The organism is Mycolicibacterium peregrinum, assembly GCF_001665625.1.
Lineage (GTDB): Bacteria > Actinomycetota > Actinomycetes > Mycobacteriales > Mycobacteriaceae > Mycobacterium > Mycobacterium peregrinum_B.
On the sequence record NZ_LZSY01000160.1, the window covers coordinates 32,580 to 49,710 of the forward strand.

17 protein-coding genes and 2 pseudogenes are annotated in these 17,131 nt (G+C 65.0%); 9 read left to right on the forward strand and 10 right to left on the reverse strand.

Going from position 1 to position 17,131, the window contains the following annotated elements:
• Positions 1–3 precede the first annotated feature (3 nt).
• The 8 genes from tpiA to A5779_RS25610 form a co-directional block, all read right to left on the reverse strand.
• Positions 4–789: a triose-phosphate isomerase gene (gene tpiA / locus A5779_RS34650; RefSeq protein WP_064886527.1), complete on the reverse strand. Its 786-nt coding sequence runs from the start codon at positions 787–789 to the stop codon at positions 4–6.
• A gap of 3 nt (positions 790–792) precedes the next feature.
• Positions 793–2,019: a phosphoglycerate kinase gene (locus A5779_RS34655; protein ID WP_064886528.1), complete on the reverse strand. Its 1,227-nt coding sequence runs from the start codon at positions 2,017–2,019 to the stop codon at positions 793–795.
• Positions 2,020–2,024: 5 nt separating this feature from the next.
• Positions 2,025–3,047: a type I glyceraldehyde-3-phosphate dehydrogenase gene (gap, locus tag A5779_RS25585; RefSeq protein ID WP_064886529.1), complete on the reverse strand. Its 1,023-nt coding sequence runs from the start codon at positions 3,045–3,047 to the stop codon at positions 2,025–2,027.
• A gap of 87 nt (positions 3,048–3,134) precedes the next feature.
• Positions 3,135–4,127, reverse strand: coding sequence for a phospholipase D-like domain-containing protein (locus A5779_RS25590; protein WP_064886530.1), 993 nt, complete (start codon positions 4,125–4,127; stop codon positions 3,135–3,137).
• Positions 4,124–5,899 (reverse strand): ABC transporter ATP-binding protein, encoded by a 1,776-nt coding sequence (locus A5779_RS25595; protein ID WP_064886531.1) that lies wholly within the window; start codon positions 5,897–5,899, stop codon positions 4,124–4,126. Before A5779_RS25595 ends, A5779_RS25590 begins: the two co-directional genes overlap by 4 nt.
• 147 nt (positions 5,900–6,046) lie before the next feature.
• Complete coding sequence (locus A5779_RS25600; protein ID WP_064886532.1) at positions 6,047–6,682, reverse strand: SOUL family heme-binding protein; 636 nt, start codon at positions 6,680–6,682, stop codon at positions 6,047–6,049.
• 107 nt (positions 6,683–6,789) lie between these two features.
• On the reverse strand, positions 6,790–7,728 hold the full coding sequence (locus A5779_RS25605) for a sterol desaturase family protein (protein WP_082941850.1): 939 nt from the start codon (positions 7,726–7,728) through the stop codon (positions 6,790–6,792).
• A 5-nt stretch (positions 7,729–7,733) separates the two neighbouring features.
• Entirely contained in the window at positions 7,734–8,375 is a 642-nt protein-coding gene (locus tag A5779_RS25610) for a TetR/AcrR family transcriptional regulator (RefSeq protein WP_064886533.1), read from the reverse strand.
• Between the two features lie 95 nt (positions 8,376–8,470).
• Between A5779_RS25610 and A5779_RS25615 the strand changes: the two genes are divergently transcribed.
• The 4 genes from A5779_RS25615 to istB all read left to right on the forward strand — a co-directional run bounded on the left by A5779_RS25615 (position 8,471) and on the right by istB (position 11,706).
• Positions 8,471–8,998 carry a hypothetical protein gene (locus A5779_RS25615; protein WP_064886534.1) on the forward strand — a complete coding sequence of 176 codons (528 nt, stop codon included), beginning with the start codon at positions 8,471–8,473 and terminating at the stop codon, positions 8,996–8,998.
• 160 nt (positions 8,999–9,158) lie between these two features.
• Positions 9,159–9,533, forward strand: a complete 375-nt coding sequence (locus tag A5779_RS25620) for a DUF1963 domain-containing protein (protein ID WP_064886535.1) — start codon at positions 9,159–9,161, stop codon at positions 9,531–9,533.
• 56 nt (positions 9,534–9,589) lie between these two features.
• The gene (gene istA / locus A5779_RS25625; RefSeq protein WP_110777732.1) at positions 9,590–10,849 is read left to right on the forward strand and encodes an IS21 family transposase; all 1,260 of its coding nucleotides are present in this window, start codon (positions 9,590–9,592) and stop codon (positions 10,847–10,849) included.
• Positions 10,846–11,706, forward strand: coding sequence for an IS21-like element helper ATPase IstB (gene istB, locus A5779_RS25630; RefSeq protein WP_236734880.1), 861 nt, complete (start codon positions 10,846–10,848; stop codon positions 11,704–11,706). Before istA ends, istB begins: the two co-directional genes overlap by 4 nt.
• A gap of 106 nt (positions 11,707–11,812) precedes the next feature.
• On the opposite strand, the gene A5779_RS25635 is transcribed toward istB, so the two are convergent.
• Entirely contained in the window at positions 11,813–12,565 is a 753-nt protein-coding gene (locus A5779_RS25635; RefSeq protein WP_064886545.1) for a TetR/AcrR family transcriptional regulator, read from the reverse strand.
• 81 nt (positions 12,566–12,646) lie between these two features.
• On the opposite strand from A5779_RS25635, the gene A5779_RS25640 reads away from it, so the two are divergent.
• The 5 genes and pseudogenes from A5779_RS25640 to A5779_RS25660 all read left to right on the forward strand — a co-directional run.
• Positions 12,647–13,771: an MBL fold metallo-hydrolase gene (locus tag A5779_RS25640; RefSeq protein ID WP_236734881.1), complete on the forward strand. Its 1,125-nt coding sequence runs from the start codon at positions 12,647–12,649 to the stop codon at positions 13,769–13,771.
• Between the two features lie 80 nt (positions 13,772–13,851).
• Complete coding sequence (locus tag A5779_RS25645) at positions 13,852–15,441, forward strand: zinc-binding dehydrogenase (protein WP_064886537.1); 1,590 nt, start codon at positions 13,852–13,854, stop codon at positions 15,439–15,441.
• A gap of 63 nt (positions 15,442–15,504) precedes the next feature.
• Positions 15,505–16,029, forward strand: coding sequence for a VOC family protein (locus tag A5779_RS25650; RefSeq protein ID WP_064886538.1), 525 nt, complete (start codon positions 15,505–15,507; stop codon positions 16,027–16,029).
• Between the two features lie 5 nt (positions 16,030–16,034).
• Positions 16,035–16,547, forward strand: coding sequence for a carboxymuconolactone decarboxylase family protein (locus A5779_RS25655; protein ID WP_064886546.1), 513 nt, complete (start codon positions 16,035–16,037; stop codon positions 16,545–16,547).
• A gap of 19 nt (positions 16,548–16,566) precedes the next feature.
• Positions 16,567–16,950, forward strand: a pseudogene (locus A5779_RS25660) (MBL fold metallo-hydrolase); the annotation flags it as partial.
• Here the strand turns inward: A5779_RS25660 and A5779_RS33190 are convergent.
• Positions 16,913–17,131, reverse strand: a pseudogene (locus tag A5779_RS33190) (MBL fold metallo-hydrolase); the annotation flags it as partial. The pseudogenes A5779_RS25660 and A5779_RS33190 sit on opposite strands and share 38 nt — an antisense overlap.

A 17,131-nucleotide genomic window follows, 5' to 3' on the forward strand; every position in this document is an offset into this window, starting at 1 on the left:
GGGTTACGGCAGTGGTCCGCCCGCGGCGATCGCCGACAGCGTGGCGAACTGCTCGCCGTCCAGCGACGCGCCACCGACCAGGGCACCGTCGACATCGCCCTGGGCGACGATCTCGCCGACGTTCTTGGCGTTCACCGACCCTCCGTACAGGACCCTGACGCCGGCCGCGAGCTGCGGCGATGCCAGGTTCCCCAGTTCGCCGCGGATCGCCTTGCATACCTCCTGGGCATCGGCCGCGCTGGCCACCCGACCGGTGCCGATCGCCCACACCGGCTCGTAGGCGATGACGGCCTGACCGATCTGCTCCTTGCTCAGACCGGCCAGGGAGCCGCGCAGCGAGTTCACGTTGTACTCGACGTGGTTGCCTGCCTCACGCACCTCAAGCTGCTCACCAATGCAGATGATCGGCGTGATGCCGTGTTTGAACGCCGCGGCCGCCTTGGCAGCCACCAGCTCGTCGGTTTCGCCGTGGTAGGTACGCCGCTCGGAGTGCCCCACCACCACGAAACTGCAGCCGAGCTTCGCCAGGAACGCTCCGCTGATCTCACCCGTGTAGGCGCCCGAATCATGCTTGGACACGTCCTGGGCGCCGTAGGTGAGCCGCAGTTTGTCGCCGTCGACCAGGGTCTGCACGCTGCGCAGATCGGTGAACGGCGGGATGACCGTCACATCCACCTTGTCGAAGTACTTGTCCGGTAAGGCGAATGCGATCTTCTGCACCAGCGCGATGGCCTCGAAGTGGTTGAGGTTCATCTTCCAGTTACCGGCGATGAGTGGCTTACGGGCCATGTTCTACGACTCCAGTACTTCGATGCCGGGCAGGGTCTTGCCCTCAAGGTATTCCAGCGACGCGCCGCCACCGGTCGAGATATGAGAGAAACCGTCGTCGGGCAGGCCGAGCTGACGCACCGCCGCCGCAGAGTCACCACCACCGACGACGCTGAATGCGCCCTTCTCGGTGGCGCCGATGATCGCTTCGGCCACTCCCCGGGTTCCTTCGGCGAAGGACGGGAACTCGAACACGCCCATGGGGCCGTTCCAGAACACGGTCTTGGCGTTGGACAGCAGTGCGGTGAAGCGCTTGACCGACTCCGGACCGATGTCGAGGCCCATCTTGCCGTCAGGGATGCGGTCGGAGGCCACCGTCTCCGACTCGGCGTCGGCGGCAAACTTGTCGGCCACGACAATGTCCACCGGAAGATGGATCACGTCGGCGTAGGTGTCGAGCAGCCGCTTGCAGGTATCGATCATCTCCTCCTGCAGCAGTGAGGTACCCACCGAAACCCCCTGGGAGGCAAGGAAGGTGAAGCACATGCCGCCGCCGATGATGATGCTGTCGGCCTTGGTCGCGAGATTCTCGATGACCGCGAGTTTGTCGGAGACCTTGGAGCCACCGAGCACGACGGCGTAGGGACGCTCGGTCGAGCTGGTCAGCTGCTCCAGCACCTTGACCTCGGCGTCCACCAGCGTGCCGGCGTAGTGCGGCAGCAAGGTGGCGATGTCGTAGACCGAGGCCTGCTTGCGGTGCACCACGCCGAAGCCGTCGGAGACGAAGGCACCCGGCGAGCCGTCGGCACCCTCGACCAGGGCGGCCAGCGCCTTGGCCAGCGCCAACCGCTCGGCGTCGTCCTTGCTGGTCTCCCGCGGGTCGAAGCGGATGTTCTCCAGCAGCAAGACGTCACCGTCGGTCAGGCCCTCGGCCCGGGCCAGGGCGTCGGTGCCGACCACGTCACCGGCCAGCTGCACGTGGCGCCCGAGCTTCTCCCCCAGCGCCGCGGCGACCGGGGCCAGCGACAACTTCGAGTCCGGGGCGCCCTTGGGGCGGCCCAGGTGCGCGGTGACGACGACCTTGGCACCGGCCTCGGCCAGCGCTTTGAGTGTCGGCACCGAGGCGATGATGCGGCCGGGATCGGTGATATTGCCCTCGTCGTCGAGGGGGACGTTCAGGTCGGAGCGCACCAGGACGCCCCGCCCCTCCACACCTTCGGCCAACAGGTCAGCGAGTGTCTTGACAGTCATTGGTATTAGAGCGACTTCCCTACGAGTTCAACAAGATCGGCGAGGCGGTTGGAATATCCCCACTCGTTGTCATACCAGGAGACGACCTTGGCCTGATTGTCGATGACCTTGGTCAGACCCGAGTCGAAGATCGAACTGTGCGGATCGGTGACGATGTCGCTCGACACGATAGGCGCGTCGTAGTACTTCATGATCCCCTTCATCGGTCCCTCGGCTGCGGCCTTCATCGCGGCGTTGATCTCGTCGGCGGAAGCCGACTTGGCAAGCTCGGCGGTCAGATCGGTGACCGACCCCGTGGGAATCGGCACGCGCAGAGCGTAGCCGTCGAGCTTGCCCTTGAGCTCAGGCAGCACCAGACCGATGGCCTTGGCGGCACCGGTGGAGGTCGGGACGATGTTCAGCGCGGCAGCGCGAGCACGGCGCAGATCCTTGTGCGGACCGTCCTGCAGGTTCTGATCCTGGGTGTAGGCGTGGATGGTGGTCATCAGGCCCTTGACGATGCCGAACTCGTCGTTGAGGACCTTGGCCAACGGGCCGAGACAGTTGGTGGTGCAGGAGGCGTTGGAGATGATGTTCTGGCTGCCGTCGTACTTGTCGTCGTTCACACCCAGCACGATGGTGATGTCCTCACCGGAGGCGGGCGCGGAGATGATGACCTTCTTGGCGCCCGCGTCCAGGTGACCCTGGGCCTTTTCGCGCTTGGTGAAGATGCCGGTCGACTCGACGACCACATCGACTCCGAGGTCGCCCCACGGCAGGGCTGCCGGACCTTCCTTTACTTCGAGGGCCTTGATCTTCTTGTCGCCGATGACGATGGTGTCTTCACCCTCGAGGCTGACGTCCTGCGGCAGACGGCCCAGGATTGAATCGAACTTCAGCAGGTGAGCCAGGGTGGCGTTGTCGGTGAGGTCGTTGACCGCCACGATCTCGATATCACTGTTCTTGCCCTCGGCCTGCTGCGTTGCCAGGGCCCGGTAGAAGTTGCGCCCGATGCGGCCGAAGCCGTTAACGCCTACCCGGATAGTCACGTGATTCTCCCTACAGTTGCCGTTAACTGAACTGCCCGCCGCCAGCCTAGTGGCGTAAACGCCGTGCCGCGCGGTCCGGCCAGTGCATCAGATTTCGCGGTCGCGTAGGGCTAGTTGGTCGACTTCGTGCGGATCCTGACCCACCAGATCGGCGATCAGCCCGTCGTCCGACAAGTCCATCGGTTCGGAGTGTTTCCAGTCGTGATGGGCCACCTCGTTGAGGCGCTTGATGATGTGGTGGTCGGTCACTTCGATGGCCAATTCGCGGCGGTGGTCGAAGCTGCCCGGAGAGAAGTTGATCGAGCCGACGATCGCCCGCTCGTGATCGGCGAGGATCATTTTCGCGTGCAGCTTCATGTGCTTGAGGCGGTGGATCTTGATGCCGACGTCGTCGAGGATGCGCATCCCACTGACGCCTTCGAGCAGCTTGCCCGACTTGAGGTGGTGGGCCGCGCGGGCCATGACATGAACCTTCACCCCGCGGTGCGCCGCGCGCACCAACCGCTCGATGATCACCGGATCCTGATAACGCTCGTTCTGGACGAACAACGTGTGCTTGGCGGTGTCGATGAACTCGGCGATGCGATGCCTGCCGTTGGTGGGGCACCAGATCAGGTGCGCCCCACCGCCCGGATCGAAGTCCTCACGCGCCCAGTCGGCCTCGAAGCAGTCTATGATCTCGGCGACCTCGTAGACGCTGGGAGTGACGACGGCGTAGTCCCGCGTCACGGTGAAGTTCTCCTCTGTCCAGTTCAGCGACTCGACGAACGCTCGCTCGTCGTCGACGACCATGGACTTCTCGTGCGTCAGGTCGAAGGCCGGGTTGCTCTCGCGGACCGCGATACCGAACCGCTGCAACGTCTCCCGGGCAACGTCGTTGTCGGTCTCGCCGTCACGCCGCTCGGGGTTGAGCATGACCTTGACGTCGACACCACGCCGGTGAGCCGCCACCACCGCTTCCAACAGCGGCCGGTGGCTGAAGGCGAACATCTTGATGCGCACCGACCGGGTGGACTCCCCGATCGCATCGATCACGGGCTTCGCCGAGTCGTCGGGCAGGATGATCAGCGAACGCGTCACGTTGTCTCGTCCTCGTATTGGATGCGGTGCAGTTCGGCATATCTGCCGCCGGCGGTGAGTAGTTCGGTGTGCGTGCCCTGCTCGACGACACGGCCCTCCTCGAGCACCACGATCGTGTCCGCGTCACGAATTGTGCTGAGCCGATGGGCAATCGTGATCACCGTGCGGTCTTTCATCAACCGCTGCAACGCGGACATCACGAGACGCTCGGACTCGGCGTCCAGCGCTGCGGTCGGTTCGTCGAGGATGAGGATCGGGCTGTCCCGGATGAGCGCACGGGCGATGCCGATGCGCTGACGCTGGCCGCCGGAGAGGGTGAGGCCACGCTCCCCCACCGGACTGTCGTAGCCCTGCGGCATCTCGGAGATGAACTCGTGGGCGTTGGCCAGTTTGGCCATTTCGACGATCTCGTCGTGGTCGGCGTCGGGCCGGCCGAAGGCGATGTTGTCGCGGATGGTGCCCCGAAACAGGACCGTGTCCTGCAATACGTAGGCGATCTGGCGGCGGAGTTCGTGAAGTTTGTAATCGCGCAGGTCGACCCCGTCGACGCGGACGGTGCCCATGCTGGGGTCGTAGAACCGCGGAATCAGGCTGACCAGGCTGGATTTTCCGCTTCCAGTGTGTCCGACGACGCCGACGAGTTGACCCGGTTTCACCTCAAAGGTGACATCGCGCAGCACGGGTGTCTCGCTGTCGTAGCTGAACGCCACCCGCTCGAAGCTGATCGCGCCCTTGATGCGCTCGGTGTCGATGGCGTCGGGTTTTTCCTCGACCGACGTCTCCGCGGTGAGCAGGGCGTTGACACGGTCGACCCCGACCGAGGCCATGGCGATGGTGTTGGTGAGCTTGGCCAGATCCTGCACCGGCTTGAAGAACGAGGCCAGATAGGAGATGAAGACGGTCAACGTGCCCGCCGTCATCGCGCCGGCGAGGATGAGCGCCGACCCGCGCCACAGCACCACCGCGGTACAGGCGGCCACCACGACGCCGACGATGGGTGACACCACCGATTTCACCCGCCGCGCATTGAGTGCCGCATCGACGGCCTGCTGGCCGGCTGCCGCCAACTCCCGCTCCTGCATGTCCTCGCGATCGAACGCCTTGACCACCCGGATGGACTGCAGGCCCTCCTCCGCGACCGCGACGATGTCGGATTCCCGTCTGCGCACCTCATGGGTCGCCGCCTTCACGGCCTTCCGGATCCGGGACACGAACAGCAGGAGCAAGGGCGCCACGGCGAGCGCGATGAGCGTGAAATCCCACTGCAGCCACAGCATCATGGCCAGCATTCCCACGATGGTCAGCAGGTCGGTCGCGATGCCCAGGGTCGAGGACGACGCGAAGCTCTGGATGGTGTCGACGTCATCGGTGAGCGTGCTCAAGATGGGGCCGACGCGGTGGGTGTCGAAGTAGTTGAGCGACAACTGCTGCAAGTGATGGTAGGCGCGGGTGCGAAGGTCGTTGCCGATGCGCTGGCCGACGGTTTCGGTCAGGTAGTTGGAGATGTACGACGCGATCGCTGCCACCACGGCGATGACCAGGACCATGATCGCCGCGAGACCGGCGATGTGCATCTTGGTTTCGCCGCCCAGCAGCGGTTGCAGCATGCCATGCAGCCATCCGGGCAGCGGGTGGTGACCGACCACGCTGTCGAGTACGACCTTCAGCGGCCACGGCGCGGCCAGGCCGGTGGCGATCTGCACCAGCAGCACGGCAAAGATCCCGGCGATCAGCAACCGGTAGGGGCGGATCAGCTCAAGAATCAGTCGCATTGCGGCCGCTGCCTCAATCGGGGGTCGTGAACTGGATTGACGTCCAGTTGGTCGCCACACACTACAACGCCGCAATGACATCAGCGTGGCTCACTTATCACCCCGCTGACCTTTTGCTGAAGGCGCACGCCCAGCGAAGTGGCCGGACTACACATCGACCGGTACGGCGACCTCGTTTCGCCGCAGCGGCGGTAGCGTCCATGGTGGGTCGTAGAACCAGGCCGTCGCCTCGTCCCCGCTGTCGAAGCCGGTGGCCCGCAGCGCCTCCCGAAGTTGCTCCGTGCGCCGAGAGATGGCATCCGCTCGACGATCACCACTGAATCGCAGCACCGCGACGGTCTGAGCGGGCAACTCCACGATTCGGACCCGGTTGTCATCAGGCTCGGGAAGTGTCTGCACCGTCCACGCAGCAGGTAGATAGAACCGGACGTCCCACCCCTGCTCGGCATCGCCGTCTTGCGCCACCGGCGCGGTCATCGCGATCTTCTGCCCACCTCGGGCGGTCTCGCGTTCGGACGCCGAGGCGGCGACCGCTCCGTGGCGGTGGTTCCCGCCGAATATATAGCCGGCCAACCTGCGGAATCCGGTGTGGAGCGCAGCCTCCCTACTGTCAGCGAAGACGGTGGTCTCGGCGGCCAGGCGCGGCAGGTAGTGACGCAGCTCGACCCCATCGATCAGCGGTTCAGCCCGGTAGGACGGTTCCTCGGTGCCCCTCCGGCATCCGATGACCGACCCGGCCAGCCCAACGGTGTCGCCGATCAACCCGATGAAGCGGTCCAGCATGGCTTGCTCCTTCTTCCCGTGACGCAGCCTGCTGCGGCGTCATCAGGTATTCGGAGCCGCCGCCATCGCGGATGGGCGGCACGCCGATCAGATCTGGTCGGCCGCCCTCAGCTCATCGCGTTCTCGACCGGCACCTTCTGCACGTAGGCTTCGACAGCCGTTGTGGCATCGGCATTTTCGCTCCATCCGGGAGGACCGAACAGATAGCCGAGGCGGCCGCGCCAGGTTCGGGCCCGCCAGACGTCACCGACCATGGCCACGAACTCGTGGTAGTTCACCTTGATCGGGTTGTGGGTGTCGATGTTCTTGGTGAGGCCGTACCGGACGGGCTCATCTTCAGCGACGAAGCTCCCGAACATCCGGTCCCACAGGATGAAGATGCCCGCATAGTTCTTGTCGAGGTAGGGGTTGTTGGCGCCGTGATGCACGCGGTGGTGCGACGGGGTGTTGAACACAAACTCGATCGCGCGGGGCAACCGCTCGATGCGCTCGGTATGGATCGGGAACTGATAGAGCAGAACGATCGCCTGCGACAGGAACACCAGCCAGGCCGGGATCCCGATGAGGGCCAACCCCGCATAACCGATCGTGGACAGAAATGACCCGGGAATCAGCCAGGACAGCCGCGTGGCCGTGGAAAGGTTGAAGTACTGACTCGAGTGGTGCACGTTGTGGGCAGCCCAGAACATCCGGATGCGGTGGGACATCCGGTGTTGCAGGTAGTAGGCCAGGTCAGCCAGCACGATGGCCAGCACCCAGACCCACCAGTGCGAAGCCGAGAGATGCAGTGGTGTCACGGCAGCGGCGATCGCCACCATCGGTACCGCGATGAACTTGTCCAATGGCCGCAGGATGAAACCCAACGCGTAGATCGAGAGGTTTGTGCCGGTATCCCGCCAGGAGATGCCGGCTCGGAGCCGGGCGGAATCGCCGTTCTTGCCTGTGTCCTTGTCCCTGTCTTTGTCGAAGTGGTAGCTGAGGAACTCGACCGCCATCAGGACGAAGAATGCGGGCATGGCGTAGAGCCCGATACGCAACGGATCCATCGCGACTACCCCTTGGCTTTCTTGGGCATACCGGCCAACTGCCAGGTCAGCGCTTGGCCGAACAGTTCCTCGGGCACCCTCGTCGGGTCGATGCGGCGCTGCCGGATCAGCCCCTGGAACAGCGCGAGGACCACGACGGTGAATCCGTCCAACGAGACGCTGTCGTCGACGTTGTTGCGCTCGAGCGCCTCGGCGAGGATCTCGCGCAGAGAGGCCAGTGTGCGGGCGGACCGGTCCTGCAAGATCTGCATACCGTCGGGATTGCGCACCGCGTGCAACCAGAATTCGGCCTGGATCGACTCGAACTCGATGTCGTTGTCGGCGATCTCGACGAGCACCCGCCCCAGCGCGGCCAGTGGGCCGTCGGCGTTCTCGGAGATGGTCTGCGCCACCTGGTCGAGCCGACCGGAGGCACGTTCGTTCATCAGCTCGGAGAACAGCTGCTCCTTGCTGGAGAAGTTCGAATACACCGCACCGACCGAATACCCCGCCGCCGCGGCGATCTCGTCCACCGACGCCGCGGCATAGCCCTTGCGGGCACACGTCTGGGCGGCGGCGTCCAAGAGCGCCGCCCGGGTCCGTGCCTGGTTCTCTGCCCGCGTCCGCCGCACCGGCGTCGCCTCATCATCGCTTCGATCGTCGACCATATTTCAGATAGTAGTCGCTATCTGAGTTTTCGGATAGTGTTCGTCATCCGAAATATTCCTTGGGCCTGTCAGCGGTCGATCGGAATAATCGGCGGGTGTCCTTCTTCGGGATCCCGGGCTATCAGCCGCAGTGGCTCGTCGGCCGGCACACAATTGCTCGCGCCCACGGACGCCGATTGCACGCACAGATCGGACGCCGCCTCACCCGCAGCTGGCTGGTCTGGGACCGCGTCGCCGATGAGTGGGTCGCCGACTGCCCCGTCCTGCTGGACTTCGAAGGCGAGCAGGTAGAGCTCACCCACCAGAAAGTCGACGATCTGTCCATCACCTGGAACAACATCGACCCCTGTGAGCCGATCGCCTACGGCGAGGATCCGAAGGACATCTCCCTGACGTGGCGAGACGACGCATGTCGGCGGCTTTCAGCCTTTCACGGACAACAGCTCCACACCGTCGAACTTCTGGCGTGGAGCGGCAGCGAAACCGACCTCGCCAACGAGATGGTCGCGGTCAGCTTCGGGTTCGCCCACGACCGGATCACCATCACCAACGGCCTCGACGAGAACGCCATTGAATTCGGCCCACCGAAGCCCGAATACCGTAGCCACCCACTGCACAACTGACCCCACGGAACACGCGCCGGCCAATTGGCCCTGCCGAAACCGGTGTTCCCCCGGTCGATTCCGTGGCCCACAAGCCCCGACTGACGCCGATTGCTTATGCTGCGCCTGGACTCCCGCAACTACACGTGCCGGACTCGCGGCAGGAAAGTTCAGGGCACAGATGGAATCAATTGAGACTGTCCGCGAACGCGTCGCGACCGCAGGACGCGAACATCTGGGCGATGAACTCGGAGCGCAATGGTCGTCGATGCTCGCCGAGGGCACCCGTCTACGGGCATCCCACCCTCCCGCACAACGTCAGTTCGCTCTTCGCCCGAACGTCAGCGCCGCACCGGTCGGAAGACTGGGCGGACCGGCGCCCCTTGCGAAAGGCGCAGAGTGGCCGATTTGGAGTGGCTACGGTCCGCTGGCGCATATCGCCACCCTCGACTGTCAGGCGCTGCACCGGTACTTACCAGAGGCGCTGAAGGCGGCCGGATTTCCGCGGGACGGCCTCCTGTCGTTCTTCTACTTCGACGGTGTCGCAGCTTCGTGAAAAGTAGACCGCTGAGGGCCCCGCAATTTTGACCCACCTGGTGGTCTTTTGGAGGGATGCGTTCGGTGGAGGATTGGGCAGAGATTCGGCGGTTGCATCGGGCTGAGGGGGTGCCGATCCGGGAGGTGGCCCGCCGTTTGGGTATCGCGCGGAACACGGTGCGGTCGGCGTTGGCCTCGGACCGGCCGCCGCAGTATGAGCGTAAGCCTGGTGGCTCGGTGGCCGATGCGTTCGAGCCGCAGATTCGGGCGTTGCTGACCGAGTGGCCCAAGATGCCGTCCCCAGTGATCGCAGAGCGGATCGGTTGGCCGTATTCGGCCGGGCCGTTGAAGAAGAAACTGCAGAAGATTCGACCGGAGTATGTGGGGATCGATCCGGTCGACAGATTTGTGTACCGGCCCGGACAGATCGCGCAATGCGATCTATGGTTCCCCGCGCCCAGGATTCCGGTCGGTGACGGCCAGGAGCGGGTGTTGCCGGTGCTGGTGATGGTGTCGGGATTCTCCCGCACGATCAGCGCGGTGATGCTGCCATCGCGCCAAGCGGGCGACATCTTGTCCGGAATGTGGTTACTGATCGCTCATTGGGGGCGCGTGCCGAAGACCCTTGTGTGGGACCGTGAAGCTGCGATCGGCGGCACGGGCCGGGTCTCAAGCGCGGCCGCCGCGTTCGCCGGCACCCTGGCGACTCGCGTCCAGTTGGCCCCACCCCGCGACCCGGAATACAAGGGCATGGTGGAGCGGGCCAACGGCTATCTGGAGACCTCATTCCTACCGGGGCGCCAGTTCGTTTCGCCGGCCGATTTCAACGCCCAGATCACAGAATGGTTGGCGCGGGCCAACACTCGCACGGTCCGGTCGATCGGCGCGCGGCCAGTGGACCTGTTCGAGACTGATTGCCAGGCGATGCTCGAACTGCCGCCGGTCATGCCCACGATTGGGCTCACCCACCGCATCCGGCTCGCCCGCGACTACTACGTGCGGGTCGACGCCGTGGACTACTCAGTCGATCCGCGGGTGATCGGCCGGTTCGTCGACGTCAGCGCCTCGCTTGAGGAAGTGGTGGTGCGCTGTGACGGTCAGATGGTGGCCCGCCACCAACGCAGTTGGGCGGCTCATGCCACCGTCACGGACCCGGCCCACGTCGGTATCGCGGCCGGACTGCGCAATGTTCTGGCTGACCAACGCAATCGCCGGGCCGCGACCCGCCGTCACCATGACGGGCACCCGGTGGCGCTGCGTGCCCTACCGGATTACGACGTCCTGTTCGGCGTCGATTTCGATTCCACTCCAACAACAGTGAGGAACAGTTCATGACCCCAGCCGCCACACCGGTCAAGGCGCGACCTGCTGACGCCGGACCACCGCTGCCGGCCGATGCGCCGCCGTTGGCCTCGGTGCCCGCCGACGGGTTGCCCGCCCAGCTCGCGTACCTCACCCGGGTGCTCAAGACCCCGACGATTGGGCGGTGCTGGGAACCCTTGGCCGACCAGGCCCGGGATGAAAACTGGTCCCACGAAGAATATTTGGCCGCGATCCTGCAACGCCAGGTCGCCGACCGCGAATCGGCTGGCACCATCATGCGGATCCGCACCGCGCACTTCCCGCAGGTCAAAACCTTGGAGGACTTCAACCTCGATCATCTACCGTCGCTGCGGCGGGATGTGCTGGCACACTTGGCCACCGGCATGTTCGTCCCCAAAGCCGAGAATGTGGTCCTGCTCGGCCCGCCCGGTATCGGGAAAACACATATCGCGATCGGCCTGGGAGTTAAGGCCGCGCACGCCGGCTACTCGGTGTTGTTCGATACCGCATCGAACTGGATCGCCCGACTCTCCACAGCACACCACGCCAACCGCCTTGAAGCCGAGCTCAAGAAGATCCGCCGATATAAGCTCATCATCATCGACGAGGTCGGGTACATCCCGTTTGATCAGGACGCAGCCAACTTGTTCTTCCAACTGATCGCCTCCCGGTATGAGATCGGCTCGATCATGGTGACCTCAAACCTGCCGTTCGGGCGCTGGGGCGAGACCTTCTCCGACGATGTCGTCGCCGCGGCCATGATCGACCGCCTGGTGCACCACGCCGAAGTTCTCACCCTGACCGGAGACTCCTACCGCACGCGCACCCGCCGCGAACTCCTTGGCAAGAGTCGAACCAACAGCAACTAACCTCCACGGGCGGGTCAGTTCCCGAGAACTTTTCGATTGGGCACCTACGCAACTACGCAACCCCTCGGTCTCATTTCTAAAGATTCGAGACGTCTCGCGTCTTGTCTCAGTGGTGCGGTGAGATCCCCGGTTCCTGTTCCTTTTCTGCGGGGGCGGGGTCTTCCAAGTGTTTGATGCTGGTTGACACTGACTGCACGACGTAGTCGACGGTGGCCGCGAATTCTTGGTCGCGGTCGTAGACCGCGAGGTACGGCGCTGCCCGAGACACCTCGGGTAGCCCCGAAGCGCGCAGGTCGTGTCGTCGTCGGTCGATGCCGGCTGGATCCTCGGAGCCGAAGGTGGGCCCGGCGGAGACTTCCCGCAGTAGCGCACCGACCAGGGTGGCTACCAGTGCGCGCATGAGGTGCACGGCATGTTCGGGGCTGGCGCCGTGGCGGCCCAAGGTGGCCAGGACCGCCTCGATGGGGGCCAAGGCCGCATATCCGGTGAGTTGGCGGGTCAGCACCAGGGTCGCCGCCTCGGGATGGGCGGTGGTGACGCGTCGAAACTCGTAGGCCAGCGCACGTAGGTCGGCTGCGAGATCGCCGGAAAAGACTGGTGTTTGGAGCTTTTCGAGGATGTGTTCGGCGACCGCGTCGAGAAGATCGTCCTTGCTCGCGACGTGGTGGTAGAGGCTCTTGGCGTCGACGCCCAGGAGTCGGCTGACCGACCGCATGCTCACCGCGGCGATGCCGTCGGTGTCGATGACGTGCAGGGCGGCGTCGCGGATGGCGGCTCGGGTGAGCGCAGCCTCGGCCCGGGGTGGCCGGCCCCGCCGGGGCACGGTCGGGGGTTCGGTATTGGCCTCCACAGCGGTCATGAACCAATTCTCACGCATCTCGTTGCGTTTTTCCACACTGTGGGTTTATGGTGGGTCAAGTAATCCCACAGCGTGGAAATAATGTGGACAGGGGTACAGAACATGCAGACGATCTGGGGCGACGGCGTCGACGTCGAGGACCTGCCCGACGTCGGTACGAAGGTGGACTATCTAGGCGACCTGTCACGGGTTGACGGTGGGCCCGGTGAGCAGCTGCAGGCGGCACGCCGGTGGGCCCGGACCTTCCGCACCGATGTCCTCGGCACCGGGATGCCGGACAGTGTGAATACCTGCGATCTGGTGACGCTGCCCTACCCAACACGGTTCGGACTGTTCCGCGCTTCGCGAGCGGTGGCACCGTTCTTGTCGATCACCAACCGGATGCTGGTCATCCGGTGGCACGACAGCGACGGAACTCCGCGGGTGCTGCTGTTCGAACCCAGCGACGTCGAGATGGGGCAGCGCACCCCATACTTCGACCAGCTAACCCGACGGACGCCCCGCTTCATCCGCAATCAGTTGGTCACCGAACACGCCACCGTGCTCGAGCACCTCGCGACGCTGGGCATCGCGGCCGATGACGTGGACTACTTGATGTTCGACCATCTGCACACTCAAGACCTACGTCGATGGGTGGGCACCACGGCTCATCAATTCGACCTGGGCTGCCAACCCACCGCGGCGTTCCCACGGGCAAAGGTCATCGTCCAACGCGACGAACTGCGCGCGATGGCCAACCTGCACCCGATGCAACGACCGTGGTACCAGCAAGACTCCTACCGCGACATCCCCCCGCAGGCGTTCCTGCCCATCAACGGATCGGTGATCCTGGGACCCGGTGTCGCGGCGGTCAAGACTCCGGGTCACGTGTTCGGCAACCAGAGCCTGGTGCTGAACACCTCCACCGGGGTGTGGGTGAGCAGCGAAAACGTCATTGCCGCCGAATGCCTCACCCCGGAGCATTCCCGGCTTCCCGGGCTGGCCGGGTGGGCGCGCCGGTGGGGCCAAGAAGTCGTGCTCAACGCCAACACCATCGAAACCACCGCCGAGCAGTACAACTCGATCATCTTCGAGAAGGCCCTGGTCGACCGCAGCCAGCACGACTCGCGGTTCCTGCAGTTCTTCCCCTCCAGCGAACTCACCGGAGCGTGGACCAACCCCGGAACCACCCCCACCTTCAGCCACCGCGCCGTCACCCACCACTAAAACCACGTCAGGTGCCCGGTGCCGCCGCTCCTGCGCTGGCACCCGCACCCGCTTCACCGCTTCTGAAAGGAACTCTTCTCATGCGTGCACTCATCGGCGGCGCTGGCCCCGACTGGCAGCTCCGCGACGTCGACGTCCCCAGCCAACTGGGCGCCGCCCGAGTCCAGGTCATGGCCGCTGGACTCAACCGGGCCGACCTCTACGCCCTGGACGGCACCTACACCGCCAACTCACAATCCGACGGCGAATCGACCGCCGGAATGGAAGTCGCCGGCGTCATCGAGATCTCCAGCCCGCTCGCCCCCGACATGAAGGCCGGCACCCGCGTCATGGGCATCACCGCCGGCGCGTTCGCCGACTACGCCCTGTGCGACCCGCGGCTGCTGGTACCCATTCCCGACGGCCTGTCCTTCGAACAAGCCGCCGCGCTGCCGGTGGGGTTGATCACCGAACACGACGCCCTGGTCACCCAGGGCGGCTTCACCGCCGGTGACACCGTGCTCATCGTGGGCGGCACCAGCGCCATCGGCCTGATAGGGATCCAGCTGGCCAAGGCCCTCGGCGCGGCCACCGTGATCGCCACCACTACCAGCGACGACAAACGCCCCGCGCTGACCGACGCCGGCGCCGACGTCACCGTCAACACCACGACCGACAACCTCGCCGAGGTCGTACTCGCGGCCACCGACGACAACGGCGTCACGATCACCCTCGACCACATCGGCGGAAAACTGTTCGCCGCGCTGCCCGACGCCACCGCAGTCGGGGGCACCATCATCAGCATCGGCCGCCTCGCCGGAGCGGACACCAGCCTTAACTTGGACACGGTGGCGTTTCGCCGGCAGCGGATCATCGGCACCACCTTCAGCATCCGTACCCGCACCGAACTCGCCGACGTCGTCGCCGCCCTGCAACCCGAGGTGCTGCCCGCCGTCGCCGCCGGCACCATCGCCGCCCGCCTGGACGGAACCTATCCGCCCGAACGCGCCGGCGAAGCCGCAGCCCGACTGCGCGACAACGCCGCCCTGGGCAAGACCGTGCTGTCCTTCGCCGACGCCCACACCGGGCCCGCCCCGGCCCCGGCTCCGCGGGCCAACATGTTCGGCAGCATCAACCAACTCGGCTACGTCGTCCGCGACATCGAAGCGTCCATGCAGGGGTTCATCGACTCCGGCATAGGCCCCTGGTTCTACATCAAGAACATCCAACCGGGGAACTTCCGCTACCACGGTGAGCCCTCGGCGATGGCCATGGACGTCGCGGTCGCCAACAGCGGCGACATCCAGATCGAACTCATCGCCCCCGTCAACGACGCCCCGTCGATGTATCGGGACTTCCTGGCCGCCGGCAACGAGGGCCTGCAGCACTTCGCCTACTGGAACGACAATTACCAAGACCTCTACGACCGCGCGCTGGCGGCGGGGTTCACCGTCGGCCAAGAAGGTGAAATCGGCGGGCCCACCGGACGGTTCGCCTACCTGCAAACCGAACACCACCCCGGCACCGTCGTCGAGATCTCCGACCTGGGCGGGACCAAGAAGTTCGTCTTCGACCTGATCAAAGCCGCCGCAGCCAGCTGGGACGGCAGCGAACCCATCCACCACATCGACGCCGCCCTCCTCAGCGGCGATCCCGCTGCCATGGACGCCATGAAAGACGCCCTCGGCTGACCCCGGCACCGCCACTCAGCCCCCACACGACACCTCACCCACCACGAAAGGACAGTGACCGCCATGAGTCGCCTGTTCGGCACCATCGCGCAAATCGGGTACGTCGTCCGCGACATCGACGCCGCGATGGACAACTGGGTCCGCCACGGCGTCGGGCCCTGGTTCTACGTCGCCGACGTTCAAACCGACTACTTCCGCTACCACGGCGCCGACTCCGACATGCGCATGCGGGTCGCGCTGGCCAACTCCGGGGACACCCAGCTCGAACTCATCCAACCCCTCAACGACGCCCCGTCGATGTACAAGGACTTCCTCGACGCCGGCCGCGAAGGCATGCAACACATCGCGTACTGGTCCAAGGACTTCCAAGGGCTGCTCGACCAAGCGCTGGCCGCGGGCTACACCGTCGGCCAGGAAGGCAGCATCGGCGGCGAACAGGGCCGGTTCGCCTACCTCGACACCGAGCGAGAACAGGGCACCGTCATCGAACTGTCCGACATCAGCGGACCCAAGGGCCAATTCTTCGACTACATCCGCGACGTCGCCGCCACCTGGGACGGCAGCGACCCGATCCGTGGACGGGAGTGAACCTCATGGACTACCCCAACCTCGACAACCTGCCGCAACACCTCAAGGACATTCTGGCCAGCCACGCCCCGGTCAACATCTACAAGATGATCATGCACAGCCCCGGCCTGGCCCCGGGCTTCATGGTCATAGCCGACGCCATGTTCCAAGCCAACTCACTGCCCCCACACCTGCGCGAGCTGGTCATCCTGCGGGTCGGTTACCGCTACGACGCCCCCTATGAGACCCACCAGCACCGCATGATCGCCCGCTACGCCGAGCTGTCCGACCAGGCTGCAGCAGCCGCCGCCAGCGGCGACCTCACCGGCCTGCCCGACGACGAAGCTGACATGCTGCGCTGGACCGACACCCTCCTCGACGAGCACACCCTCACCGGCGCCGACCGCGACCAAGCGTTGCAACGACTAGGCCCTACCGGCCTTGCCGACCTCGTCCTCACCGTCGGGTTCTACCAACTGGTCTGCAACTTCCTCAACACCTTCGACGTCACCACCGACGGCGAACCCACATTCGACTAGGAGGAAGGGGTCCTGTGCGATGAAAGTGCACCATCTCAACTGCGGCACCATGAACATGCCCACTGCCCCGATGGTCTGCCACGTCCTACTCGTCGAAACCGACCACGGCCTCGTCCTGGTCGACTCCGGCTACGGCTCCCACGACCATCGCAACCCCGGGAAGCGGGTGGGACCCTCCAGGCTCGTGGTCCGGCCGCTGTTCGAAGACACCGAAACCGCCCTACATCAGATCCAGCAGCTCGGCTACCAGCGTGACGACGTCCGCCACATCGTCATCACCCACCTCGACGTCGACCACATCGGCGGGCTGTCGGACTTTCCTGAGGCCACCATTCACGTGACCGCCGCCGAAGCCCTGGGAGCAATTAAGGCCCCCTCCTGGCGAGAACGATTCCGGGGGCGATGTCGGTGAGTTCTTTGGCTGCGGCGAATCCCCGCCAATTCTCGCCGTCGGGGTGATGTTCGACAATGTTGGGTTGGTGCGACCACTGAGCGGGGCTGTAGCGCAATCGTTCTCGCCAGGAGGGGGCCTTAATTGCTCCCAGGGCTTCGGCGGCGGTCACGTGAATGGTGGCCTCAGGAAA